We start from the raw sequence: 24,708 nt of genomic DNA, 5'->3' as shown, positions 1-24,708 counted from the left end.
ACTTTTCTTAAGTTAATGGGCATGGAATACCGTTAGCATTCCGAAAAAATATATGCTAGGAACATGCAAGATTTTATACAGTTTTTCGGATAATCCAGTTACAAACGAGAATCATAAAACTACGTTAGATTAGGAATGTATAAAAAATGAATAGATTCATAGAATAAAAAAGGAGGTTCCCTTGTGAAAGTATCGTTCCTCCTTTTTCCTAGCTACTGATAATGAAATATTACATTAATCTTATATGAATATAATATTTAAGTATTTAAATATCTTATTTTTCATAAAAATGATGGAATGTTTTTTTATTGATTTTATTTTGTTGATTCGGTGCATCTATTAGTTATGATAAAAGTTTTTTTGGAGGTGAATCATGTTAAATAAGAAAAAATGGGAAGGTCTTATATCAGATGATTTTTTGAGTGCAGCTGCATTAGATCCAAATTTGATTGGTCCTACATTACCACCTATCCCTTCTATAACATTTCCAACGGGAACCACTGGGCCAACAGGAAGCACCGGCTCAACAGGAAACACTGGGCCAACAGGAAGTACTGGGCCAACAGGAAACACTGGGCCAACAGGAAGTACTGGGCCAACAGGAAACACTGGGCCAACAGGAAGCACCGGCTCAACAGGAAGCACTGGCCCAACAGGAAACACTGGACCGACAGGAAGTACTGGGCCAACAGGAAGTACTGGGCCAACAGGAAACACTGGGCCAACAGGAAACACTGGACCGACAGGAAGTACTGGGCCAACAGGAAACACTGGGCCAACAGGAAGCACCGGCTCAACAGGAAACACTGGCCCAACAGGAAACACCGGATCCACGGGAGACAGCGGCCCAACAGGAAGCACTGGGCCAACAGGAAGCACTGGGCCAACAGGAAGCACCGGCCCAACCGCAACAATCTGTATTAGAACTGATCCGAATAACGGATGTTCTGTAGCAGAAGGGATAGCCACATTAGCAGAGGGATTTGCCTCTCATGCGGAAGGGGAGAACACAGTAGCAAGTGGAGATGACTCTCATGCGGAAGGAAACTTCACAATAGCATTTGAATTTGCCTCTCATGCGGAGGGAGTATCCTCAATAGCAGGTGGAATTGCCTCTCATGCGGAAGGAGAAAACACAAGAGCAAGTGGAAGAAGCTCTCATGCGGAGGGGACAGATGTAGTAGCAAGTGGGGATGCCTCTCATGCGGAAGGGACTCTCACAACAGCAAGTGGGGATGCCTCTCATGCGGAAGGGACTCTCACAACAGCAAGTGGGAATGCCTCTCATGCGGAAGGAGAAAACACAAGTGCAAATGGGACCGCTTCCCATGCAGAAGGAGTGTCCTCAATAGCGGATGCGGATTACTCTCATGCGGAAGGAGAAAATACCAAAGCAAATGGGATTGCCTCCCACGCTGAAGGTTCAGTCACAACAGCAGTTGGAACTGCCTCCCATGCAGAGGGATCCCTTACAACAGCACTTGGAATTGCTTCCCATGCAGAGGGAGCAGACACAACAGCGCTTGGATTTGCTTCCCATGCAGAGGGAGCAAACACAATAGCAAATGCAAATTACTCCCATGCAGAAGGGCTAAATACCGTAGTAAATTCAATTCATACAGGTTCTCATATTATGGGGCAAAATGGAGTCACCAGATTCCCATTTTCTTGGCATTTAGCAAATGGTCTTGCTGTTGGACCATCCTTAAATTCCGCTGTAATTGAAGGGCTAACAGGAAATCTTTATCTCGACGGTACTGTATTCTTTTCTGCTGCTGCGGATTATGCAGAAATGTTTGAGACGGTTGATAAAAATCCAATCGATGTCGGATACTTTGTAACTTTAGACGGGGACAAAATACGAAAAGCAAACGCAAATGATAATTATATCCTAGGAGTAGTAAGTGCGAATCCAGCAATGATTGCAGATGCAAGTGATTTACGTTGGCATAATCTTTTCGTAACAGACGAATGGGGAAGAACTCAATATCATGAAGTTGTTGTGCCAGAAATAAAAGATGACAAAGGAAGAGTGATTCACCCTTCCTTTACAAAAAGTGAACCTATATTAAATCCTGAGTGGGACTCTTCACAAGAGTATATCCCACGTCTACAAAGACCTGAATGGGTTCCAGTTGGTCTTGTTGGTAAACTTCTGGTTCGAGATGATGGTACCTGTCAAGTAGATGGTTATTGTAAGTCCAATGATGAGGGAATTGCTACAACATCAACTAAAGGATATCGTGTTATGAAACGCACAGGACCAAATCAAATTATGATTCTAGTTCGCTAAAAGACAAACCACCATTAAACTCCATTAATATAATTGAGTTAACAGGTTTCATTAGATTGTTATTTTCTTTTTGTAACTGAAAAGATTTATTGCTGTTTCAAATGTATGTATTCATTCATAACCTTACAGTAAAAGGGGGATGATTGAAGGTATGGTGTTTAATGAGGAACCAATTTCTCAACAGCTTGCCAGAATTATCAGTGGCCAAGAAGGATTCGTTGGTGGAAAATGCGTGGCAACAATAAATCAGCATAAAATAAAGGCAACTATCTTAGGAAAACGTTTTAGAATAACAAATTCCTCCTTATTCAAATCAAGAGATAATAACACTGGAAGGGCATTATGTCTAGGACGGGTAGCGCTCTTACAAAAAGAAGTCAATGGATTTATTGCTACAATTCTTAAACAAGGAATAATTGTTTCGTCTATACACCATGAGTGGTTATGTGATGATTTGAATTTAATTTACGTTAATATCAAAGACATTGATGATTCACTGATTTTTGCAGGAAACGTTAGAAGGGTGTTATGCACGTAATCAAATTCTTTAGATAAATGAGTGATTATGTTAAATAGAAGATTTAAGCGTGTTGAATAGTATATTTTGAAAATAGATTTAAGTGAATGATTTTATAAAAAGAAGGCGTTCCATATTTGGAATGTCTTTTCTTGATGTTTTAGTTGCTAATGTAGGTGATTAATTAATTATATGTTTCTTATCTTGTGGCAATAAGAACTGGGTAAGATATCCTTAGAGGTGTTTGGGTTGTCTGTAAGTTTCATATTTTATCAAATGTTATTAGAGCATTACAAAACGACAAGGGAGAAATCGTCAGAGGAATATATCAAATTATTCATTTCTTCTATAATATATAGAGGTGGTTTTGACATAAAAAAATAATAGGTAATTCATTTGACAATTAAAATGACCTACTATAATATATATGCCATAGCATATAATTAATAAAATGAATACATTCACTGTGAATAATTGACTGGTATGCTATACTCTTTTATATATTAATTTATAGAGGTGATATATGAACTTACATGATTTAATAGGCTATCTTGTTCATCGTACTGATGTGAAAATGACGAATTATTTTACGAAGAAATTAAAGCCTTTTGGAGTTACGCCAGAGCAGTGGGGGATTATTAGTGTTCTTTGTAGCCAAAGAGCCACTACTCAAAAAGAGTTAGCAGAAGCGATTGATAAAGATCAAACTACTGTCGTAAGAATGATACAGTCAATGGAGAGAAAAGGGATTGTAAAGAAGGATTTGAATGAGCAAGATCGGCGTTCACACAACCTGTTTTTAACTGAAAAAGGCGACGAGTTAAAGAAAACAATTTTGCCTGTAGTGACAGACGCTCACCATTTCGTTACGAGTAATTTGAGCGAGGAAGAAATTAAAGTATTACAATCATTATTAAACAAATTGTATGATACACGCTATTAATACTTGTTCCTTATTGATGCTATTCATAAGGAACAAACTTTATTTTATGTATTATATATGCTATAGCATATAATTTTGTTTTAAGGAATGTTGGAGATATCTTTATTTTGTATGAGATTCGATTCAGGATCACGTTTTTTCCTAGTACCAGTCAAAATTTTGTATTGTATATGCTATAGCATGTAAATGTATCAAATAAATAAGAAAGATGTGATTGCTATTTTAATATTAATCAATGTAGTAAAAGTTGTATTATTTCTGTTCTTTTTAATGACAGGTACGAAAATTATATCTGGGAAAATGGCAGATGAGTTTAAGCGATTTGGTTTACCTTCGTTTTTTAATTTCTTAACTGGAGCTTTTGAGATCGTAGGAGCGATTGGAATGTTAATAGGAATTTGGATTCCAACAGTAGCTTTATTAGCAGGATTGTTGTTAGGCGGTACGATGCTGGCAGCTGCATTAACTCTAATTGTACTAGCGAGAGATCCCTTTAAGAAAGCAATACCTGCGCTTGTTTTGTTTGTTCTTAGTTTAGGGATAAGTTTGTATCATATTTTTTAAACATAACTTAAAACTGTTTGCGTTCAAATTGCTACCGTTTTGTGGGTATTTTATAAATAGTATGATTTTCAAATTAGTGGTGGAATAATAGCAATACGAATGTAAACAGTATCATCGTTAGAATCAAAAAAATTATAATTAGTAAAAGAAATGGTAAGAATTTTATATTAAAAATAGGAGTGAGTAAAGATGGCATATTTATTACAAGTTGATTTTCCGTTTGAAGGTCCTTTTGGTGAAGAAATGGAAAAAGGATTTTGGGATTTAGCAAAAAGTATTAACGAAGAAGAAGGATTCCACTGGAAAATATGGACAGAGAATGAAGAAACAAAAGAAGCTGGAGGTATCTATGTATTTGAAGAAAAACAAGATGCTGAAAAATACGCTGAAATGCACAAGAACAGACTTGAAGCAGCTGGTGTTAAAGATATTAGAGTAAGAATTTTTAACATCAATGAAAAGTTAACGGAACTGAATCGTGGGTATACGAAATAATTTTGAAAGTCGGAGCAAGCGTAAAAGGAGGGGGATAATCCCCTTCCTTTTTTATTTTTAAATTGATGGTGAGGGGACTCGTACAAAAAAATCCCTATATAAATAGGGATTTTTGTATCGGTATATTGTTCCTTGGAAAAGGATGTATGAAGTCTAATATATGAGAGTTCTTGCATTTGTGAAAGTGACGTGGAAAAAGTTATATTAAAATAATTATTTATAAAAGGGTACGCCCCTTACTGGGAGGTAAGGGGCACAGGAAATGCAAATTTATTTGTAATTTGCTAAGTTGATTGTAACATATATACCTGTCTATACATGTTACAAAAATGTGAACATATCTGTTGATTAGTAACTAGAGATAACGAAGGTTGGATGAATTAAGCTGTTTTTAAAGGGTTATAACAGAGAAAATGTGAGAAAAGACCTGATAACAGGTCCGTTTTTGTTATTGTTTTTCAGACTTCGCTTGTTCTAGAATGTATGCTTCTTCTTGTTCCGGTGTCGCTAATTCGTATGCTTTACCAGTGCTGTTATTGTCCCATTCCCATAATAAATTATGCTCCTCAACCGATTGAGAGAAATCGCCTTCATACCAACGAACCAAAATCTTGAGGTACTGTTCTTTATGTTGTAAGGTTCCACTATCACTTTCATCAATTACTCGACGTACTGTTTCGATGTTTTCTGGAGTCATTTTAATAAATCCTTGTTTTTCGTGAGATAAGACTTTTTGATGAGTCATTTTGTGCATTGCATTGATTATATGACGATCAGAATTGAGGTCAAGTATTACATCTTCCCCTTTAATTCTTTCAGTCTGCTTTTCCTTAACGTCTGAACCTGCATATGTACCGACTTTGTAACCAGTAAAAATACCAACTGCTATAGCAATAACTAAGCTTGATGTGATTTTAATCCACTTTTTCAAAATTTGTCCCCCTTTTATTGAAGTGTACCATAAAAGAAGAGCTATATACTTCCATCTGTCTGTATGATTTACATAAAGCAGCATTATCAGTAATCAATGATGCATAACGTGCGATTATATAAGCATTTATTATCCTGAAGATTTTAAAATAAAACCTATCTAATTACAGAAGTGATTTGAACGTAAGGAAATTGTAAGAAATGCATAAGAAAAAAGAAATTTTTATTATGTAGGATACAAATATAGAGAAGCACAAAAGAGGGAGGATAAATAGGGTTTATTTATACGAAAACCAAACTAGTAATAGGCACATTCTAAATAAAAAAATTATTTATGGTACTAACATACATGTGAAAAAGAGAGGTTTTACCGTTTGTTACGACAGTAGAGATAAAGCCAGAATAGTAGTTTATGTGATGTTTGTAATTGAGCAAATAAAAGATGAAACCGATCATTTATCTAAGGAGGAATTTTTCTTATGGAAAATAAATTATCTGGAGTGTTAGCCGCTACCTTAGCTCTAACGATGAGCCTACCAACAGGAGCGATAGCGTCTTCTAGCAGTAAGACTCCGGTTGTATCTAACCAAGAAGTTGCTAGCAAAGATTTGGAGAAGATTGCTGCAGAGAATGCTGCACTGCTCACGAAGTCCTATGAGACGACTAGCGTACAGTATGCGCTGATTGATAATGGTAAACTTATTTTGTCGGGGCAGACAGGTAAGAACGACATAGAAGGGAAAGAACCACTAACTAAAGATACTCTATACGGAATTGGTTCAACCAGTAAGGTATATACGGCTGCGGCTGTTATGAAACTAGTAGACGAAGGAAAAGTTGATTTGGATGCTCCTGTTGCCCGCTATATTCCTGATTTCAAAATGAAAGATAAACGATATAAGCATATTACACCGCGTATGCTGTTGAATCACTCCTCGGGTTTGCAAGGTTCGACGTTCAATAATTCATTTTTATTTAAAGATAATGATACTTATGCCCATGATATCTTGTTGCAACAATTGTCCAACCAAAACTTGAAGGCAGATCCTGGCGCGTTCTCAGTGTATTGTAATGACGGTTTTACGCTGGCTGAGATCTTGGTAGAAAGAATCAGCGGTATGAATTTTACTGAATTTCTACATCAAAAGTTTACAGAGCCATTAAAACTGAATCATACGATAACATCGCAAGACAAATGGGAAGACGAAAAGCGGGCTGGACTGTATTCTCCGAAATACCAGGGACAGCTTCCTAGTGAAATGGTAAATGTGATTGGTACGGGAGGAATCTCTTCTACTGCAGAAGATGTGGTGCGATTCTCACAAATATTTATGGGACAGGGAAAAGAAATTCTCTCTAATAAAGCAGTCAAGGCGATGGAACAAGAAGAGTATAAAAAAGGAATGTGGCCGGGAGATAGCGAAAATGTGGTCAACTATGGTCTTGGCTGGGATAGTGTGAAACTATACCCATTTAGTGAATATGGGATAAAAGCGTTGACTAAGGGTGGGGATACGATACTGCAACATGCTACATTGGTCGTGCTTCCAGAACAAAAGATGGCAGCAGCTGTATTGTCCTCCGGCGGCAGCAGCATGACAAATCAACTGTTGGCAAACAAATTACTGCTAGCTAGGCTTAAAGAGAAAGGGACAATTAAGGATATAAAACCAGACAAATCCTTTGGCAAGCCAGTCAAGGCTAAAGTGCCCCAAGACGTGGTAAAAAAAGCAGGATTTTATGGAAATAGCTACAGCAATTTCAAAATAGAAATTACGAAGAAGGGAGAACTGTTTTTACCAACTAAACCGGAAGAAAAATATGTATATACGGCGGATGGAAGCTTTATAAATGAGAAGGGTACTTCCAAGCTTAACTTTGTCACTGAGAAGAATGGAAAAGTTTATTTGAGAGAGAGCACATATGAATTATCACCGGGATTGGGGCAAAGTGTGCTGACTCACTATTTAGCCCAGAAATTAGAAAACAATGTGTTACCGAAGAAAACAGCTGCTACATGGGCGAAGCGTGAGGGTGGCAAGTTCTACCTCGTTAACGAAAAATTTAATTCTATGAACTATCTAGGACAACTAATGCCTCTTAACACAAAAATTACGATTAAGGATGGGTATTGGGACGGCAAAAAAATTACAGGTCCGAATACGGCGACACATCAAATTCAAATTCCTGTGATGAATGGGCGGGATACAAAGGAAGCTCATTTCTATACAGAGGATGGTACTGAATATATGGAGATGGCCAGCTTTTTATACGTCAGTGAATCTAACGTAAAATCCCTTGATACAGGTCAATTATCGAAAGTTACGCTGCAAAAAAATGGGCATGCGAAATGGTTTACGATTCCGCAAGAGGTAGCAGGGAAAACGATGACTGTGGAGTTGCCATCAGGAAGTTCATTCGCGGTGTATGATGAGAATGGAGTATGCGTCAATTTTACTGTTGTTAGTGACAATAACAAAGTAAAACTACCAGAGAACGGAACCGTTGTATTTGCTGGCGCACCGAACTCAGAATTTACAGTCGCATTGAACTAGTTACAACTCGGGATAGACTTTAATAAAACAGTATCACTTGGAAAAGAAGAAAGTAATCTTTAATCATATATATTGTCTTATATTCACTCAGTTCTCGTTTCTTTTTTCTCTTACAGTTTAATCCTGTAATCGTTTTTGTTGTTGTTCTTTTGTTAGTCGATGAACAATCACACGAGTTGGAACTTTATCAGTCATTCTTACATAAGCGTTGGATATTTCACATGTTTGTCCTAGTTGAAGAGAGTTCATTACAACCTCCATATCTATCCGGATATACTCTGTACCTTTCTTGATTCGGCCATCTTGAAAATAATCAGGGTTAGGATTTTTTTGATAAATACGTATATTCGATTTGATACGTGAGATATAATAAGCCTTTTTATCTTGTATATGTTGAAGATCTTTCAAATGAAAATAACCTAAATCTCGGATACATAAATCATTCGCTGTTACAGTTGGGACACACATGGAACCATAGGTTCGATCATGTTGTTTACCTGGACCTGTATGGATATGAAGGAACTGTCCACTTAATAAATCATACTCAAGCTGAATCTTTTTCCCGCTGTATGGCTGTATCTTCCTGCACCTGGATAAATGAACGAAAAAGGATCTGGAAGTTGAAATGCAGTTGAATCTAGGATGCGAATACGCTTGAAAATAGAAGTGTATGGAGAAGAGAGCAGCTTAGCTGAAGATAACTTTTGGCTGAGAAGTTTGGCTAATACTTTCTGTAGAAACTGCACAGCTGCAGCGTTAAATCGTTGATTCAGTCCTTCTGTTGATGCTTCTAAATAACTACATAACTGGTTTAAGGACGTTTTTGCTACACTTTGGCTTATCCATACACATAAACTATTAAATCTTGTGCTCGATACTTACTTGTCCGCTGTACAAATCCAACATCTCTAGCTAGATTCTGTAAGGTATTTGGTGATAAAAGACTCTTAATCTCCTGTGCAAATAATTGTAAGTCGTCAGATACAGAATTAAACATAAAAAACGCCATCCTTTCCTATAATTCTACAGTAAGAATAACGTCTTTTTGGCTTTATGGATAGTTCAAAATCTTAGTTTTATGGCGATATGGTGGTATACCTACTTAATTTAGCTTATTCTCCCTTTTCGGGGATTTGGGCAAAATTACCCCACAAAAAAAGGCGAGCCCTTCGAATATGTGGGTTCGCCATTATAGATCATTTATTTCACGTCTAATTTTTCTTTCACCTTCGCAGGAAGCTCGTCTTTCTTCACCTCTTCCCAAGCAGTTACACCTTTTTTATCAGAGTGGAACACACGTAAGAATGCTTCTTTACGAAGTTCTTTCAATCCATTAAATTTTATTGTTTTTTCATTACCATTTTCATCAAACCCTTGTAATTCATAATTATAATCTTTGTATTTATTACCTTCTTTAGATACCCCTGATTCTATTTTCGCATCAGTTGTAATTTGAACATAGTATTCATCTTTTCCCATACGATTCACATCGCAACCAACTAACATTGTCGCAAATACAACTAAAATACTAAAAAGTGTAATATATCTCTTCATGTCAATCACCTCATGTGTTTTTATTATGCTTTTATCATAAACCCTCTTCGTTTGAGAAGAAATTCATTAACATGACATGAAGATTACACTTTTGTAAGATAATAAAAAGACGACTATAACAACTATCTTCCTAATCAACATCATCACAATCACTTGCTTCATTTAAACACAAAAAGAGGAGTCATCCTAAGATGACTCCCAAAACATAAGTTGTACAACATTCTTAAAAAAATAAATAATTTACTACAGTTGCTAAGATAGAGAATCCCATAATAATTGCTATTACAATACTGTGACGTACACGATTCATAACGAAGATTGCAATATACTCTCGGATCATCGCATTTGGCCAATAATAGAAGGCTGTTTTTGAGCCAATTCCTTGGCTATTTAATCCTACTATTTTAGCGTATAATCCTGCCCGAAACACATGAAAGTTGTTTGTAGAAAAAATACAGTTATATTGTGTTCCTTTTAATGATTCTATAATTTCCTTTGAAAAAAGCATATTTTGATATGTTGTAGTAGAACGGTCCTCTTTTATTGTATTCTCCAAAGGAATCCCATTATTCACAGCATACTCCTGCATAGCTTCCGCTTCAGAAATATTTTCATCTGATCCTTGTCCACCAGAGAAAATAATTTTAGGTGGTGAGGAAACTGCTTCTTGTTTCTTATAAAATTCAATAGCTCTATTTATTCTGCTAGCTAAAAGTGGCGGAACCTTATCATTAATTAAACCACTACCAAGAACAATGATAAAATCCTGATTGTATTTTGGTCTATTGAACTGGTATAGGAAATAGGCCGTTAGGAAATTAGATAAATCTATAAATAAATATAGAGAAATGAGAACTGCTCCCCAGTAAAGTGTTCGAATTGCTTCAGGGAAGAAGTTAATTGGTTCAACTAAAGAAATTACTAAAAAGAAAGAAAGAAATATACCTAAAACGAAAGTTAAACTATTTGCAAAACGTCGGCTTTCTTTGCTCATAAGAATTTTAGCATTTAGAAACAGCCCCACTATTAAGGCTACTACGCCGAAATTCAACATAAAGAAAACAATCACAGCAGGAATTAAAGCGATGAACAGTAAATACTGATTCCCTGTAATCATAGAGAAATACGCACTTGCAATAATTATTGAAATTATAAACAGGTTAAATAAAAAACCGTTTATTATCCTTCTAGGATCAGTTAAATAAAAACCTAGAAAAAGAACGAGTAACATGATTGGAATAAACGCGTAAAACATAAAATTTTAACACCTCAATAAATTGATATTATACAGATACTTTAAAACAACTTTTATAATATCCCATATTTATTAAATTAAATCAATTTTATATTTCATAAATATAAAATTGATTTAAAACAAAAAAGAAATAAATTTTTAGATTTATTATCTTTTTATAGCTTAGAAGAATCTTAGTGCACTAAATTTAAGGATTCAGCTTTCAAAAAACGTATTAACTTGGGTTTTATGTCATTCGGTAGGCGGGACCCCATGCCCATCAAGCTAATGAAACTAGTTGCCCCAAAACAAAAAATGTATATTTTCACCTGGAGATGCCAACTTTCTCGTTTTGGGGGTATTTTCCTTTATTAGGTTGATAGCGATTTGGCGCTACCCATTAAAAAAGAAATAGGAGTGGATATCCTATTTCTTTTTATTAATATAATAAAACGTAATGATCAAGTCCAAGGTAATGATAATAATGAGAAGTAACAAGTGCATAAGTGCATCAGTTTTTCCGTTTAGTAAAGACTTTACAAAGAAATCCCATTCTGTTTCATAGGGAGGTTCTACCCAATTTCGTTGCAGTCCTAACATCATTCCATTTATGAAATAGACAATGCTTAATAGAATCCTTCCAACAAATAAAGCAGCTACTTTTATATTCCACTTCTTTATCAGTATTATATAAAGAAGTGGAAATAGTATAAGTACCCAAAAAACGATAATAAAAACTGTATTCATCAGTTTCTACTCCTTATGTGGATCATAAAGTTATAATCCCGTTAATTGTGGGCTGACTAAAGCTTCGTTTTATCTCTCCGTCTCAAAAAACTCAATCCATTCCCCATCAGGACCCGCGAAGAATATGTAACGTGTTCCATCTGGTAATGTTTCGATTTCTTCTCCTAGTAAGAAGGTTACTGCATGTTTCTTTAGTCTTTCAATTTCATCCTCTAATGAATCCACTTTAAAGCAAATGTGATGTACTTTTCCTTCTGCCGGAAGGGAAGAGTTGTAGCCTTCAATTAATTCGAGTATCGTTTCTTTTGATTCTTCCACACCTAAAAAAGCGAGTTTTAAGTCTGGATTCGGGTGTCCCATTCTCTTAATGAGTTGTAAGCCAACTACTTCTTCATAAAATGCGATAGATGTTTCTAGGTTTGCAACCATAAGTCCAACGTGTTCGATTCTTCTAACTGGCATGTAGATTCCTTCTTTCTGAAAATTATATACAATATGTTATTGAAAATTAAGAAAATAAGCAAGATAAAAACCTTACAAATTTTAGCGTGTTATATGGTATAGTGAGAAAGTATGTTTGGGGAGAAGGAAGGAGATTATACGATGAATACACCTACTCAAACTCCTTCATTATCGGAAACGATGAAAGAGTGGCATTATGCATTAGCGTATGAAATTAAACATTGGAAAACGATAGGTGGTAGTAAAATTTCTATCATGAATGGTCGTTTTTTATATACAGATTATGAAAGTACAGTATACGTATTTCAGCTTATTTCGGAAGTAAGCTTACCTGAAGGTTCACCGATTCGAATTGAGTTCGATGGTGAGGAAGCGACAGGGGAAGTATTATCTGTACATGGATTAGAAATAGAACTGAAATTAAATGATTATATACAAGGTGAAATACGAGAAGCTGTTTTATACAGTGAACCGTGGCAGCTTTTAGAGCAACTGCAAGAGAGATTGAAGGAAGCGCGTAAAGATAAGCTGAAACGTAATCGTATAAAGCGTCTTGTTGATGGGACGAGTAGTCCGAAACATATGGAGAAGATGAAAAATCCGAAAAATGAATTGGCGTATCGCTCGTTTTATAATCCGACAACGTACGTATGGGGACCACCTGGAACAGGGAAGTCTTACAATTTATCACGTATTATTTCGGCTCATTATCAAAAAGGAAAGTCGGTACTTGTGTTAGCTCATAGTAATGCAGCAGTGGACGTATTAATGAGTGAAGTAACAAAGCAAATTGAAAAGAAAAAGAAATGGACGCCTGGTGAAATTGTTCGTTACGGTTATAGTCAACACGAACATATACGAAATCATGAAACGTTACTTGCGTCGAAGTTAGTTGAAACGACGAACGGGTCTTGGGGTGAGGAGAGACTCTATTTAGAAGAGACACGACAAGAGCTTCGTGAAAAGATTTTATCGTATAAAGCAACATCTGCTGATAAGAAGCGTATACAAGAGATAGAAAGTGATCTTCGAAAGCAAAAAGCGAAAATTAAAGAAGTAGAAAAAGAATATATTGAAAATGCGAAAGTGATTGGTGCGACTTTATCGAAATGTGCTATTGATTCACTTATTTATGAGCGTACATTTGATTTAGTTGTCGTAGATGAAGTGAGTATGGCGTTTGTTCCGCAAATTGCATTAGCTGCTTCACTTGGAAAACGTATCGTCGTTTGTGGTGACTTTTTACAGTTACCTCCAATTGCGATGGCAAACCATGAACTCGTTCGCAAATGGCTTGGCGAAGATATGTTTTACCATGCCGGGATTGTGGAGTCTGTTAATAAATCAGAAGCACATCCGAACCTGTTTATGTTGCAGGAACAAAGACGTATGCATGCGGATATATCTAAGTTTACAAATTCATTTATTTATAAAAATAGAGTATACGACCATCCGTCTGTTTCAGAACGTAAAGAACTTGCGCAATTGCAGCCGTTCGCAAATGAAGCAAGTGTTTTATTTGATACGAGCCAAATGGGAGCTTTTTCGTTAAAAGACGCTGCTTCAGGATCTCGTTTTAACATTATGTCTGGTTTAGTAGCAATGCAAATGATGTTAATTGGACTGTTAGACGGTGTGCAATCCATTGGTGTTGTGACGCCTTACAGGGCGCAGTCTCGCTTTTTATCAACGTGTATTAGAGAAATGTTACAGAGAACGAAATACCAAAACATACCTGTTTTAGCAGCGACAGTTCATAAGTTCCAAGGATCTGAAAGAGATATGATGATTTTTGATACAGTAGATAGTTATCCGCAAGAACGACCTGGCGTATTATTCTTTGACCATAAAAACCATCGCCTCGTCAATGTAGCAGTGACAAGAGCGAGAGGGAAGTTTATTCAATTATCAGATTGCCATTATATGCGTAAAAATCTTTCGAGAAAACAAGCGTTGTCACAATTAACAGCTCATATAGAACGTCACGGAGATGTGTATGATCGCACGACATCAAGACAATTGTGGGAACGAAAAATATCGAAACGATTACGTTGGTTTATGGAAATGAATCTTGAGGAAACGAAAGGGCTATTAAAAGATATTTTAGCAGCAAAACGAAAAATTATTATTTCGCTTCCAAGTACAAAACAAGTGGATAAGCGAGTATGGCAAGCGTTAATGCGTACAAATGCACAGATAACAGTGTATAGTGACGGACCAGTTCCACTGAAAAATGTAAAGTTACAAAGACAAAATAAAGCTTTCCCGTTTATCGTAATTGATGATGAAATCTTCTGGGCAGGCGCACCGCTCACATCTCAAATGATATTTGAAGGGAGTACGGAATTTCCGTACGTATGTGCAAGACTGCAAGCACCTGAGACAATTGGTGTATTAAAAGGATTTTTAGATATTCGGTAAATTCGGATAGGAATTTCTTGACTTTTATTTGGAATGAACTTAGAATGAATATAATTTAATATAATTTTATGAAAATTCTTATCACGAGAGGTGGAGGGACTGGCCCTATGATACCTCGGCAGCGGATTCGTTATGAATACTGTGCCAATTCCAGCAAGGTAACTTGAAAGATAAGAAAGAAGCTCAGTTTGACTGTATATACAGAAGCCTCTTTCTATCTTTTAGAAAGAGGCTTTTTTACGTGAAAATAAAAGGAGGAAGAAAAATGGGAGCGACAGGAGTAGCGTCACAAAGAAAAACAATTGAAGAGAGTATCGAAAGAAATAAGGAAAAGTACATAGAAACAAGTCATGATATTCATGCGAATCCGGAGATCGGTAACCAAGAGTTTTATGCATCTAGAACGTTAAGTTTATTACTAGGTAGTGCAGGATTTCAGTTGCAGCACAATATAGCTGGACATGAAACGGGATTTATTGCGCGAAAAAGTTCAGGAAAACAAGGACCAGCAATCGCATTTTTAGCGGAGTATGACGCTTTACCAGGACTTGGCCATGCGTGTGGTCACAATTTAATCGGCACCATTAGCGTTGCAGCAGCAATCGCGTTATCAGAAACGCTTGAAGAAATTGGCGGGGAAGTTGTCGTTTTCGGAACACCAGCTGAAGAAGGAGGACCGAACGGTAGCGCAAAATCGAGTTATGTAAAGGCAGGCTTATTTAAAAATATTGATGCGGCGCTTATGATTCATCCGAGCGGAAAGACAGCAACAACGAGTCCTTCACTAGCAGTCGATCCACTTGATTTTCATTTTTATGGAAAAACAGCTCATGCTGCAGCTTCACCTGAAGAAGGAATTAACGCATTAGATGCGGTGATTCAGCTGTACAACAGTATTAACGCACTTCGCCAACAACTTCCGTCAGACGTGAAAATTCATGGCGTTATTACAGAAGGCGGAAAAGCACCTAACATTATTCCTGACTACGCCGCAGCAAGATTCTTCATCCGTGCAGCAACGAGAAAAAGATGTGCGGAAGTAACAGAAAAAGTAAAAAATATCGCACAAGGGGCAGCACTAGCAACAGGCACAAAAGTAAAAATCCATCAATTCCAAAATGAAATCGATGAACTACTCGTAACAAAAACATATAACGACGTCGTAGCGGAAGAACTAGAATTGCTAGGGGAAGACGTAAATCGTAAAGAAAGATTTGGTATTGGTTCAACCGATGCAGGAAACGTTAGCCAAGTCGTACCGACAATCCACCCGTACATTAAAATTGGTCCGGATGATTTAATTGCACATACGAATGAATTTAGAGAAGCGGCACGTTCAGAATTAGGGGATAAAGCATTAATTACATCCGCAAAAGCATTAGCAAATACGGCGTATCGATTAATTACGGAAGAAGGGTTGTTAGAGAAGGTGAAGGAGGAGTTTAGAGAGGCGCAGAGAAATCAGGGATAGGTGATTGAAAGGAGTGGATGATCCACTCCTTTTTCTTTTTTGGAAAGCTGGTGCCTATCACTTTATTAGAACGACAATTTCTCCTCAAACTCACTCTTTAAAACAATTAAAGGAGACGATAAGCCGAATTGCATTAAAGAGTCTAAAAATGCAGCGAGAGAATCCATCGAATCGCTCATGACCTTCATCATATAATTAAATTCCCCGCTAATTCGATATAAATCAGTTACTTCAGGAGCGGCATTACAATATTGGATAAAATCAGAGCATTGGCTCGTTTTAAACATGATGAATGCTTGAATGTTTTTATTAATTTTAGAAGGCTCAAATTTCGTTCGGTAAGCCGCTATAACGCCTTGATCTTCAAGTTTATTCATACGCTCCTTTACAGCAGGTTGCGTCATGGATATAATTCGTCCTATTTCTGAAACAGAAATTCTTGCATTTTCATACAACAAGTTCATTATTTTATGGTCAATTTCATCTAGTTTTACTGCATTTTGCATTGTGTAGCCTCCTTATTTTATTTTTTAAAGTGAATCACAAACTATAACTATAATATCATAAGTGAACGAACTGAATTACCTATAAATCTATATTTAAAATAATTGGTTTTTACATAAAAATATAAGTATAGGTTTTTATCAAACGTAAATTTAGGAAGGATGGAAAAAATGAAGAATCTTGATGGGAAAGTAGCGTTAGTAACAGGGGCGAGTCGAGGAATTGGTCGCGCGATTGCGATGAGATTGGCAAACGACGGTGCATTAGTTGCGATTCACTACGGCCGAAATAAGTCAGCTGCAGATGAAACAATTTGTGAGATTGAATCTAATGGAGGAAAGGCGTTCTTAATTGAAGCAGATCTCAAATCAATTGATGGTGTCAAAAAGCTAGTAGAACAATTAAAGAATGAATTACAAATAAGAGTTGGTACATCAGAGGTTGATATTTTAGTAAACAATGCAGGGATAGGTACACAAGGGACGATTGAAAATACAACAGAAGAAGTTTTTGATGAAATTATGGCCGTAAATATGAAAGCACCATTCTTTTTAATTCAGCAAACATTACCGTTACTACGAGCAGAAGGGCGCATTATTAACATTTCATCAGCTGAAGTAAGACTTGGTTTTACAGGGTCCATTGCATACGGCTTAAGTAAAGGTGCATTAAATACGATGACACTGCCTCTAGCTAAACATCTTGGAGAAAGAGGGATAACTGTGAATACAATTATGCCTGGATATACGAAGACAGATATCAATGCGAAATTGCTAGATGATCCAGAAATACGAAATTTTGCTACGAATTCATCTGTGTTCGGTCGAATCGGGCAAGTTGAAGATATTGCAGATGCAGTAGCATTTCTTGCTTCTTCTGATAGCCGCTGGGTAACGGGGCAGATTATAGATGTTTCTGGTGGGTTTTGTTTGTAGGGGCACTACTCCATACCTATTAAGCTAACCAAGTAAATTACTAGATATGAGACGACCCTCGTTTCATATCTGGTGATGTATAGAAAGGTAGGGATGCTAAAGAAGCCTGTTCAATTGATACTTTTGTTTTATAATCAAAAGAATAACTCCAGTATTTTGAAAAACCTCCACGTTAAGATTATGAATGATTTTATACAGTTTTTTGACTGATTCAGTAACAAACAAGGAACCTAAAACTGCACTATAATAGGGATGTATAAAAATTATATAGGTAGATAGAACACAAAAGGAGCTTCCCTTGTTAGAGTAGGGTTCCTCATTTTTCCTTGCTAACAATAATGAGACATTATGTTGACTTAACATGAATACCATATACACTCAAAATCACGCGAGATATCGTTTAATTATAATGTTAAAATGAAAGAGGAGGTGTAAAATAATGAATAAGCTTTTAGGTTTCTTGTTTGTTGCGGTTGGTATGTGCTTTTTCATGTTAACTTTGACAATGAACATTCAGAATGTTACATGGGCTGTAATGTTAGGAGTGAGCATTGTATCTAATATAGCGGGTACAACCTTATTGTTCAGATACATTAATGAGTATAAGAAACAAGCAATTTAATTGTTTTTATAGTGTTGAAAAAAGCAAACTCCTCTCTGTTCGGGGAAGAGTTTGCTTTAATATTAAAAATTAGTTTCCTATAACGAATTTTACGTCAATTAACATCTTTTGCGTGGGACTATTTATTTTTTACAGTAGTAAATATTACATTTTACTTTTAGTAACTATCTTAGCGTATAAAATCCGCGTTTTGCCACCAGTCCCCTAAGTAGTTGAATAATCACTTTTTAGAGGTGTTGTATTATGATTTTTAACTGGAAACCAAGTTGGTATGAATTAGATCAAACTATAGTTGTAGGTAACACTGATTATTTTTATCTTGTTAAAGATAAAAAATCATTTGCAAATAATTTAATTAACAATGAGGACATTGAAGTGCGTGGAGAGGTATTAAAGATAACGCATTCTGAATTAGGAGAATTGTTAGGGATATATACAATTGGGTTAAGCTATAAGTTCTTTTTAAAAGATGGTAAATATATAGCAGTAGACGCTGAACAGGATATTGGTCAAATTGAGTATCCCATTGATTATAAAATAAATGATTGGAATTTTAATGTTGAAATAAATATTCTCGAAGTGACTGGTTTTTCATCACAACAGAGGCATGAGAGTTTATTAAAAAACGAAAGATTAAGGGTAGCAAAGGAAAGAATAGAAAGATATAAACGATTATTAAATATTGAATAAGATGTCTTAAAGTCGGTTTCCTAATTTAGAAATCGGCTTTTGGGGATTTTTTTATAACAAACGGTGTCATAACTTAATGTTACTAATATTTTGCTTAGCGTGATTTTTTCAAAAATACTGGCGATACCCTATACCCATCAACTTAAGAATTTTCACTACCCCTAAGTGTAAAAAAACGTTATTCTTTCTAAAAAAGCTAGACTAGAAAGGATGACATTTTCTTATGAATCTCTCGCTTCAAGAAGAACTACAACCATTTGCGGAAGAATTACAACGATATATTACACCTGTATTTTTAGAAGAACTTGCAATCTTGATAATCCAGTCGCATCACATATCTCTTGCCGGTTTTTTCGAAAGTGTATATTCCTAATCCACTAACATTTGTACAACAATAGCCTTTTTGTAATTGCTCATTCAGCCATTGCTCCTCTTTTTCGATATCAAAAAATATCTTAGCTTTCTTCATTCGATTCACTTCCTTCGTACAGGGATAAAATATGTAATAGCCTATTTTGCTCCATTTTCAAAATGGCACTTCCTTCCGCAGTTATCATATAAACTTTTCTCCGACCTGACTCTCCAACAGATTCAATCCAACCATGCTTATTCAAGTTTTCAATCGCACCGTATAATGTACCAGCTGCTAAAATAACAGTACAGTTACTTATCTTTTCTATCTTCTGCATTACGGCATAGCCATGGAGTGGCTCGCGCATAGCTAATAAAATATAATGCATGGTTTCAGACAACGGTAGTAATTTATGTTTCATATCCTCACCCTTTATTCAGTTCGACTATATAGTTCAACTTAATAATGATGTAATACAGTTCAACTGAATAGTCAACAACATTTTCGAAATTAGTCAAAGGAACTTAAAATAAATAGCTTGATAACAAGGGGGAAATCAAGCTAAGAAGTCAATTTCCTTACGTAAGGGAAAGCGACTTTTTGTATAGTCTTATTCAATTAAATGGCTCAATTGTTGAATAACATGACCAGCATTTTTTTAATAACTTTATTATGTTTTAAACGAATTTATTGTAAATTAAACAACTTTATTATCTCTGGACACTAGATTGTTAAGAAAGAATAACTTTTTTTGTACTTAAGAACTTTTTAACACCCCCAGGATAAAAAATTTGTTTATTTTTTACAAAAAACGGCTTATTTTTTTATTTTGAAGTACCCCCTAAATGAAAATTTTTTTTCTCTATAGTTAGTTATTTTGAGAAGTCAGTTCATTTTAGGGGTATTTACTATTTTTAAGTTGATGAATATGTATGGTGACTCCTACTAGGAATTGTAACAATTATCTTGGTTGGAATTATAGCAGGGGGTATTGCTGATAAAAAAAGATCCATTGGGTATTAAAAGCTGGATGACAATAGAATATTTTGTTCAAATTGATGGAGATGGCGAAGAAAAAACAGTTTATTTTCATGGAAAGAAAAAATTAAAAGTGAATGCGTATTTTCGTGTTGAAATAGGTGAGAAATATAGCGGTGACTCTTATTATGGAATCGATAGATACGAAGAAGTGAAACCTGAAGATATGCCTAAAAAGTAAAATATAAATTAGAAAAAATAATAAAAAATTCTTTTATGAAAGGGTACCTAATATATGGGTTCTCTTTTTTTATTAAAAAAAATGGATGTTAGAAAAATGTAATTAAAGTGTTTTTGCCCATCCTCTCGAAAAAGGGGATGGGAAAAAATACCCAAAAAAAGATTTTTGCTTTCGCGTTGGCGGCGTGACGAAGACGTTCACCGCAAAAGTTCTACTTCAATTAGCTGGAGAGAACCGCTTGAATCTAGATGATTCTATTAAAAAGTGGTCGCCTGGTGTCATTCAAGGAAACGGATATGATGGTAACCAGATTACTATCCGGCAGATATTGAACCATACAAGTGGTATTGTTAAATACTCAAGGTCAAAGAATTTTAAGATTAGCTTGATAAATATAGGAAGCCCCCACAATTTTAAAAATAAGCATTAAATTTAGGAATGTATAAAATAAACCAAAACTTATTCTCGCATAGAAATATAAAAGGTATTTGTAGAGAAAGTTCTTCCATGTACTAAAAATAGGAGAAGACTAATAGTATAGAGTAGGAAAAAAGGAGGAGACTTATGAGTCAATATCATATCATTGGAAAAAGTATCACCAGGAAAGAAGCAATGGACAAAGTAACGGGACGAGCAAAGTATATTGACGATGAAAATGAAACAGGAATATTGCATGTAAAGCTTTTAACTAGTGAATATGCACATGCGTATATAGAGAGCATTGATACAAGTGAGGCTTGGAAAATATCGGGTGTTCGAAATATTGTTACGGGTAGAGACTATCCTTACCTGGTCGGTAGTAGTATAGTGGATCGACCACCGTTAGCTTTTGAGAAGGTACGATACTTTGGTGAGCCGGTTGCTATGGTGATTGCAGATAGTGAAGCAGCAGCTCAAGGAGCGGTTTTTTCAATACATGTAACGTACAAAGAAATTCCTGTTGTTAATTCTCCAATACAGGCATATCAAAATAATGCTCCTCTTGTTCATGAGCGTTTGGGAGAATATAGAATCATAGAAGAAGCAAAACCAGAGCCCAATACAAATATTGCCACACGGACAAAAGTTCGGAAGGGTGATATTAAAAATGGATTTAACCAGAGCGATGTAATTGTAGAAGAATCTTTTTCATTTTCGCAATCTGATCATGCTGCAATGGAAACAAGATGTACAATAGTCGAGATTAAGCCGAACGGAGTTGTTCTTGTTACTTCAACATCTCAGGCACCATTTGAGATTAGAAAACAGTTGAGTGAAGCATTTGGTATAGATGAAGGCAATATACATGTTAACGTACCTTTAGTAGGCGGAGCATATGGCGGGAAAACTATGGTTCAATTGGAAATATTATCCTACATCGCTTCCAAAGCTGTAGGAGGAAGAAAGGTAAAACTTCGTAATAGCAGAGAAGAGGATTTTATTACTTCGCCCGTTCATATTGGTTTGCAAGCAAAAGTTAAACTAGGTTGTACGAAAGAAGGGATTTTAAAGTCTGCAGAATTCCTTTTTTTATTTGATGGTGGAGCTTATGCGGATCGAGCTGTAGTTGTCAGTAAAGCGGCGGGTCTAGATTGTACAGGACCTTATTCAATTGAGCATGTAGAGTGTGATTCGCTCTGTATGTATACAAACCATCCTTATGCTACAGCATTCCGTGGATTTGGACATTCTGAATATACTTTTGTTGTAGAACGAACTATAGATATTATGGCTAACAAATTAGGTATGTGTCCACTTGAATTTCGATTAAAAAATGCAATCAAACCAGGAGATATGACACCTACACAAGTTCCAGTAACAAGAAGTAATATGGGAAATCCGAAACAATGTTTAGAAAGATTAAAAAAACTTATTAATTGGAATGAAGGACAGTATATACAAATTTCAGATAGAAAAGTGCGCGCAAAGGGTATTGCTTTTGCATGGAAAAACTCTACAACACCATCAGATGCAGGGGCAGGGGCGGTAATAACGTTTAATGAAAATGGTAGTGTAAATATCCATTGTGGTGCAGTGGAGATTGGAACGGGTACAAAAACTGTGCTTGCGCAAATGGTAGCAGAAAAAATGAAATTGAAGATGGAAGATATACATATCAAAATGGAAGTGGATACACAAATTGCACCAAAGCATTGGAAAACAGCTGCAAGCAGAACTACATATTTAGTAGGAAATGCAGTGCTAGCAGCAACAGAAGATATCATTTCGCAATTGAAAAAATCTGCCTCTATTTTATTAGGGTATCCGATAGAGAGCTTAGAAATTGCTAATAAACAAGTATATGTCAAAGAATCTCCCAATCTTTCTGTAGAAATAGCTCATATTGCGTTAGGATATGTCTCCTCAAACGGACAAGTAATTAACAAACAGATTATAGGAAGAGGAGCATATACGTTTAAAGGAATCACAGAACCTGATAAGGAAACTGGAAAGGGAAAATCAGGACCGGAGTGGGGAATTGCAGCACAGGCAGTCGAGGTTGAATTTGACACTCAGGATTATACATATAAATTAATTCGTGCTTTTAGTGTAATAGATGCTGGAAAGGTATTGAATCTGAAAGGAGCTGAGACCCAAATAATGGGCGCAATGAGTATGGGACTTAGCTTTGCAACACGAGAAGCATTTACTTATGACAAAAAAGGGAAAGTATTAAACAATCAATTTCGTTCATATAAAGTAACCCACTACGGTCAACAACCTGAGTATAAAGTAGAATTTATAGAAACTCCTCATGACGATTCTCCTTTTGGTTCTCGTGCTCTTGGCGAACATGGCATCCTGGGAATGCCAGCGGCTCTTGCAAATTGCTTATCAGTTGCAGCGCAGGTTTCTTTGCATCAGTTACCGATTACTCCAGAACTAATTTGGCGAACGAAACTGAAAAAGGAGAATCCTTTATTATGATTCCATTTGACTTTGAATATTACCGCCCCCACTCTATAACAGAAGCATTACAACTATATTCTAAGCTTTATCAAGAAGGGAAAACGCCGATATATTACAGCGGTGGAACTGAAATTATTACCCTTGGTAGATTGGGGAATCTTTCTCTCAAGTCTGTAATTGATATAAAGGAAATTCCGGAATGTAATGTGCTTGGAAGGTATCAGCGTTATGTAGTTCTTGGTTCAGCACTTACTTTAACTCATGTTTCAGATTCGAATGTGTTTCCACTTTTGAGTAAAATAGCGTCAAGAGTAGCAGACCGTACAGCACGGAATAAAATTACTTTAGGTGGAAACATTGCAGGGGAAATCTGTTATAGAGAGGCAGTGCTTCCGTTTTTATTAGCAGACAGCACTTTGGGAATTGTAGGAATGAAAGGTATACGTTACGTCTCTATCCATTCTCTATTTATAGAAAGACTACAATTAAGTAAGGGAGAATTTCTTTTACAAGTCTTAACTGATATAGAGTATGTTGGACTACCTTTTTATAGTGTGAAAAAGAGAAAACTTGAAAAAATTGATTACCCATTAATTACACTAGCTGCTTTGAAAAAAGGAAATAAAATTCGTATGGCATTTAGTGGATTATGTGCTTTTCCTTTTCGTTCTACTGCTATGGAATTTGCTATTAATAATAATCAGATGTCAGTTGAAGAGAGGATAGAAAATACTGTGTTACGTATTCCAGCACCTGTACTAGATGATATTCGTGGATCAAGAGAATATCGGTTGTTTGTATTAAGAAATATATTCCGGGACATGTTAGAGCATTTTGAAGGAGGGGTATTTTGATTAAAAAGCTTACCCTTTATATAAATGGAGAAAATCGACAGGGAATAGTGAGAACAGCTGATACCCTTTTAGATACATTGAGAGATCAATTTAATCTAACAGGTGCAAAACGTGGATGTGAAAATGGGGACTGTGGAACTTGTACGGTTTTAGTGGATGGATGGCCGATAAAATCTTGTATCATGCTTGCAGTAGAAGCAACAGAAAAAAGGATAACAACAATTGAAGGTTTACATGAATCTCCTGTACAACGAGCATTTATAGAACATTGGGCATTTCAGTGTGGGTACTGTACGCCGGGGTTTATTGTAAACTGTCATGCTCTTATAGTAAATTATCCAAAAGTAACAGACGAAATAATTGAGGAGTGGTTAGAATCAAACATTTGCCGATGTACAAGCTATCAAGAAATTAGAGAAGCAGTAAAATCCCTTCTTCAAAGTTAAAGGAAAGGAGA

General features: G+C 36.0%; 23 protein-coding genes, 3 pseudogenes and 1 riboswitch. Of the genes and pseudogenes, 17 read left to right on the top strand and 9 right to left on the bottom strand.

The features are described from left to right. The first annotated feature begins 373 nt into the window (after positions 1-373). The 5 genes from PDQ40_RS08500 (at position 374) to PDQ40_RS08480 (ending at position 4,812) form a co-directional block, all read left to right on the top strand. On the top strand, positions 374-2,293 hold the full coding sequence (locus PDQ40_RS08500) for a peptidase G2 autoproteolytic cleavage domain-containing protein (RefSeq protein WP_270691364.1): 1,920 nt from the start codon (positions 374-376) through the stop codon (positions 2,291-2,293). A gap of 139 nt (positions 2,294-2,432) precedes the next feature. After that, positions 2,433-2,831, top strand: a complete 399-nt coding sequence (locus PDQ40_RS08495; protein ID WP_270691363.1) for a DUF1259 domain-containing protein — start codon at positions 2,433-2,435, stop codon at positions 2,829-2,831. A gap of 502 nt (positions 2,832-3,333) precedes the next feature. Then, positions 3,334-3,753, top strand: coding sequence for a MarR family winged helix-turn-helix transcriptional regulator (locus tag PDQ40_RS08490; RefSeq protein WP_001048555.1), 420 nt, complete (start codon positions 3,334-3,336; stop codon positions 3,751-3,753). A 186-nt stretch (positions 3,754-3,939) separates the two neighbouring features. After that, on the top strand, positions 3,940-4,317 hold the full coding sequence (locus PDQ40_RS08485; RefSeq protein ID WP_000284352.1) for a DoxX family protein: 378 nt from the start codon (positions 3,940-3,942) through the stop codon (positions 4,315-4,317). A gap of 189 nt (positions 4,318-4,506) precedes the next feature. Continuing rightward, positions 4,507-4,812 carry a monooxygenase gene (locus tag PDQ40_RS08480; RefSeq protein WP_000323755.1) on the top strand — a complete coding sequence of 102 codons (306 nt, stop codon included), beginning with the start codon at positions 4,507-4,509 and terminating at the stop codon, positions 4,810-4,812. Positions 4,813-5,260: 448 nt separating this feature from the next. Here PDQ40_RS08480 and PDQ40_RS08475 read toward each other — a convergent pair whose 3' ends face one another. Beyond that, positions 5,261-5,743 (bottom strand): PRK06770 family protein, encoded by a 483-nt coding sequence (locus PDQ40_RS08475; protein ID WP_270691362.1) that lies wholly within the window; start codon positions 5,741-5,743, stop codon positions 5,261-5,263. Positions 5,744-6,221: 478 nt separating this feature from the next. Between PDQ40_RS08475 and PDQ40_RS08470 the strand changes: the two genes are divergently transcribed. Then, positions 6,222-8,297 carry a serine hydrolase domain-containing protein gene (locus PDQ40_RS08470; protein ID WP_270691361.1) on the top strand — a complete coding sequence of 692 codons (2,076 nt, stop codon included), beginning with the start codon at positions 6,222-6,224 and terminating at the stop codon, positions 8,295-8,297. A 120-nt stretch (positions 8,298-8,417) separates the two neighbouring features. On the opposite strand, the pseudogene PDQ40_RS08465 reads toward PDQ40_RS08470, so the two are convergent. The 5 genes and pseudogenes from PDQ40_RS08465 to PDQ40_RS08445 form a co-directional block, all read right to left on the bottom strand. Beyond that, positions 8,418-9,294 (bottom strand): annotated as a pseudogene (locus PDQ40_RS08465) (IS4 family transposase); the annotation flags it as partial. A gap of 203 nt (positions 9,295-9,497) precedes the next feature. Then, complete coding sequence (locus tag PDQ40_RS08460) at positions 9,498-9,851, bottom strand: YxeA family protein (RefSeq protein ID WP_048556929.1); 354 nt, start codon at positions 9,849-9,851, stop codon at positions 9,498-9,500. 223 nt (positions 9,852-10,074) lie between these two features. Next, complete coding sequence (locus PDQ40_RS08455) at positions 10,075-11,106, bottom strand: YdcF family protein (RefSeq protein ID WP_048556930.1); 1,032 nt, start codon at positions 11,104-11,106, stop codon at positions 10,075-10,077. A 405-nt stretch (positions 11,107-11,511) separates the two neighbouring features. After that, positions 11,512-11,832: a hypothetical protein gene (locus tag PDQ40_RS08450; RefSeq protein ID WP_130776786.1), complete on the bottom strand. Its 321-nt coding sequence runs from the start codon at positions 11,830-11,832 to the stop codon at positions 11,512-11,514. A gap of 69 nt (positions 11,833-11,901) precedes the next feature. Beyond that, positions 11,902-12,294 carry a VOC family protein gene (locus PDQ40_RS08445; protein ID WP_001145273.1) on the bottom strand — a complete coding sequence of 131 codons (393 nt, stop codon included), beginning with the start codon at positions 12,292-12,294 and terminating at the stop codon, positions 11,902-11,904. Positions 12,295-12,405: 111 nt separating this feature from the next. On the opposite strand from PDQ40_RS08445, the gene PDQ40_RS08440 reads away from it, so the two are divergent. After that, positions 12,406-14,715: an AAA domain-containing protein gene (locus PDQ40_RS08440; RefSeq protein WP_140385381.1), complete on the top strand. Its 2,310-nt coding sequence runs from the start codon at positions 12,406-12,408 to the stop codon at positions 14,713-14,715. A 75-nt stretch (positions 14,716-14,790) separates the two neighbouring features. Then, a riboswitch (SAM riboswitch) is annotated at positions 14,791-14,892 on the top strand. Between the two features lie 88 nt (positions 14,893-14,980). Then, positions 14,981-16,186, top strand: coding sequence for a M20 family metallopeptidase (locus PDQ40_RS08435; RefSeq protein ID WP_000501354.1), 1,206 nt, complete (start codon positions 14,981-14,983; stop codon positions 16,184-16,186). Positions 16,187-16,251: 65 nt separating this feature from the next. On the opposite strand, the gene PDQ40_RS08430 is transcribed toward PDQ40_RS08435, so the two are convergent. After that, positions 16,252-16,692, bottom strand: coding sequence for an Lrp/AsnC family transcriptional regulator (locus PDQ40_RS08430; RefSeq protein ID WP_001178573.1), 441 nt, complete (start codon positions 16,690-16,692; stop codon positions 16,252-16,254). Positions 16,693-16,860: 168 nt separating this feature from the next. Between PDQ40_RS08430 and PDQ40_RS08425 the strand changes: the two genes are divergently transcribed. The 4 genes from PDQ40_RS08425 to PDQ40_RS08410 all read left to right on the top strand — a co-directional run bounded on the left by PDQ40_RS08425 (position 16,861) and on the right by PDQ40_RS08410 (position 19,310). Continuing rightward, positions 16,861-17,625 carry an SDR family oxidoreductase gene (locus PDQ40_RS08425; RefSeq protein ID WP_229136730.1) on the top strand — a complete coding sequence of 255 codons (765 nt, stop codon included), beginning with the start codon at positions 16,861-16,863 and terminating at the stop codon, positions 17,623-17,625. Between the two features lie 439 nt (positions 17,626-18,064). After that, positions 18,065-18,247, top strand: a complete 183-nt coding sequence (locus PDQ40_RS08420; protein ID WP_001037653.1) for a hypothetical protein — start codon at positions 18,065-18,067, stop codon at positions 18,245-18,247. 243 nt (positions 18,248-18,490) lie between these two features. Further along, positions 18,491-18,937 carry a hypothetical protein gene (locus PDQ40_RS08415; protein WP_000577089.1) on the top strand — a complete coding sequence of 149 codons (447 nt, stop codon included), beginning with the start codon at positions 18,491-18,493 and terminating at the stop codon, positions 18,935-18,937. A gap of 223 nt (positions 18,938-19,160) precedes the next feature. Then, entirely contained in the window at positions 19,161-19,310 is a 150-nt protein-coding gene (locus PDQ40_RS08410) for a hypothetical protein (RefSeq protein ID WP_002163596.1), read from the top strand. Here the strand turns inward: PDQ40_RS08410 and PDQ40_RS08405 are convergent. Continuing rightward, a pseudogene (locus tag PDQ40_RS08405) lies at positions 19,248-19,406 on the bottom strand (DUF2812 domain-containing protein); the annotation flags it as partial. The gene PDQ40_RS08410 and the pseudogene PDQ40_RS08405 sit on opposite strands and share 63 nt — an antisense overlap. Continuing rightward, a complete protein-coding gene (locus PDQ40_RS08400; protein ID WP_270691360.1) occupies positions 19,393-19,710 on the bottom strand; it encodes a PadR family transcriptional regulator in 318 nt (105 codons plus the stop codon). The gene PDQ40_RS08400 and the pseudogene PDQ40_RS08405, both read right to left, overlap by 14 nt. Before the next feature lie 591 nt (positions 19,711-20,301). On the opposite strand from PDQ40_RS08400, the gene PDQ40_RS08395 reads away from it, so the two are divergent. From PDQ40_RS08395 to PDQ40_RS08375, 5 genes and pseudogenes are all read left to right on the top strand, one after another. Further along, positions 20,302-20,508 carry a hypothetical protein gene (locus PDQ40_RS08395; RefSeq protein ID WP_270691359.1) on the top strand — a complete coding sequence of 69 codons (207 nt, stop codon included), beginning with the start codon at positions 20,302-20,304 and terminating at the stop codon, positions 20,506-20,508. A 142-nt stretch (positions 20,509-20,650) separates the two neighbouring features. Next, positions 20,651-20,893, top strand: a pseudogene (locus tag PDQ40_RS08390) (serine hydrolase); the annotation flags it as partial. A 179-nt stretch (positions 20,894-21,072) separates the two neighbouring features. Next, positions 21,073-23,415 carry a xanthine dehydrogenase family protein molybdopterin-binding subunit gene (locus PDQ40_RS08385; RefSeq protein WP_270691358.1) on the top strand — a complete coding sequence of 781 codons (2,343 nt, stop codon included), beginning with the start codon at positions 21,073-21,075 and terminating at the stop codon, positions 23,413-23,415. Then, positions 23,412-24,251, top strand: a complete 840-nt coding sequence (locus tag PDQ40_RS08380) for an FAD binding domain-containing protein (protein WP_270691357.1) — start codon at positions 23,412-23,414, stop codon at positions 24,249-24,251. Before PDQ40_RS08385 ends, PDQ40_RS08380 begins: the two co-directional genes overlap by 4 nt. Beyond that, positions 24,248-24,697, top strand: a complete 450-nt coding sequence (locus PDQ40_RS08375; RefSeq protein WP_270691356.1) for a (2Fe-2S)-binding protein — start codon at positions 24,248-24,250, stop codon at positions 24,695-24,697. The genes PDQ40_RS08380 and PDQ40_RS08375 overlap by 4 nt, the downstream gene beginning before the upstream one ends. The last annotated feature ends 11 nt before the right edge of the window (positions 24,698-24,708 follow it).

This window comes from Bacillus cereus group sp. Bc061 (assembly GCF_027715825.1).
Lineage (GTDB): Bacteria > Bacillota > Bacilli > Bacillales > Bacillaceae_G > Bacillus_A > Bacillus_A paranthracis.
This window is presented reverse-complemented; position numbering and strand designations above follow the sequence as displayed.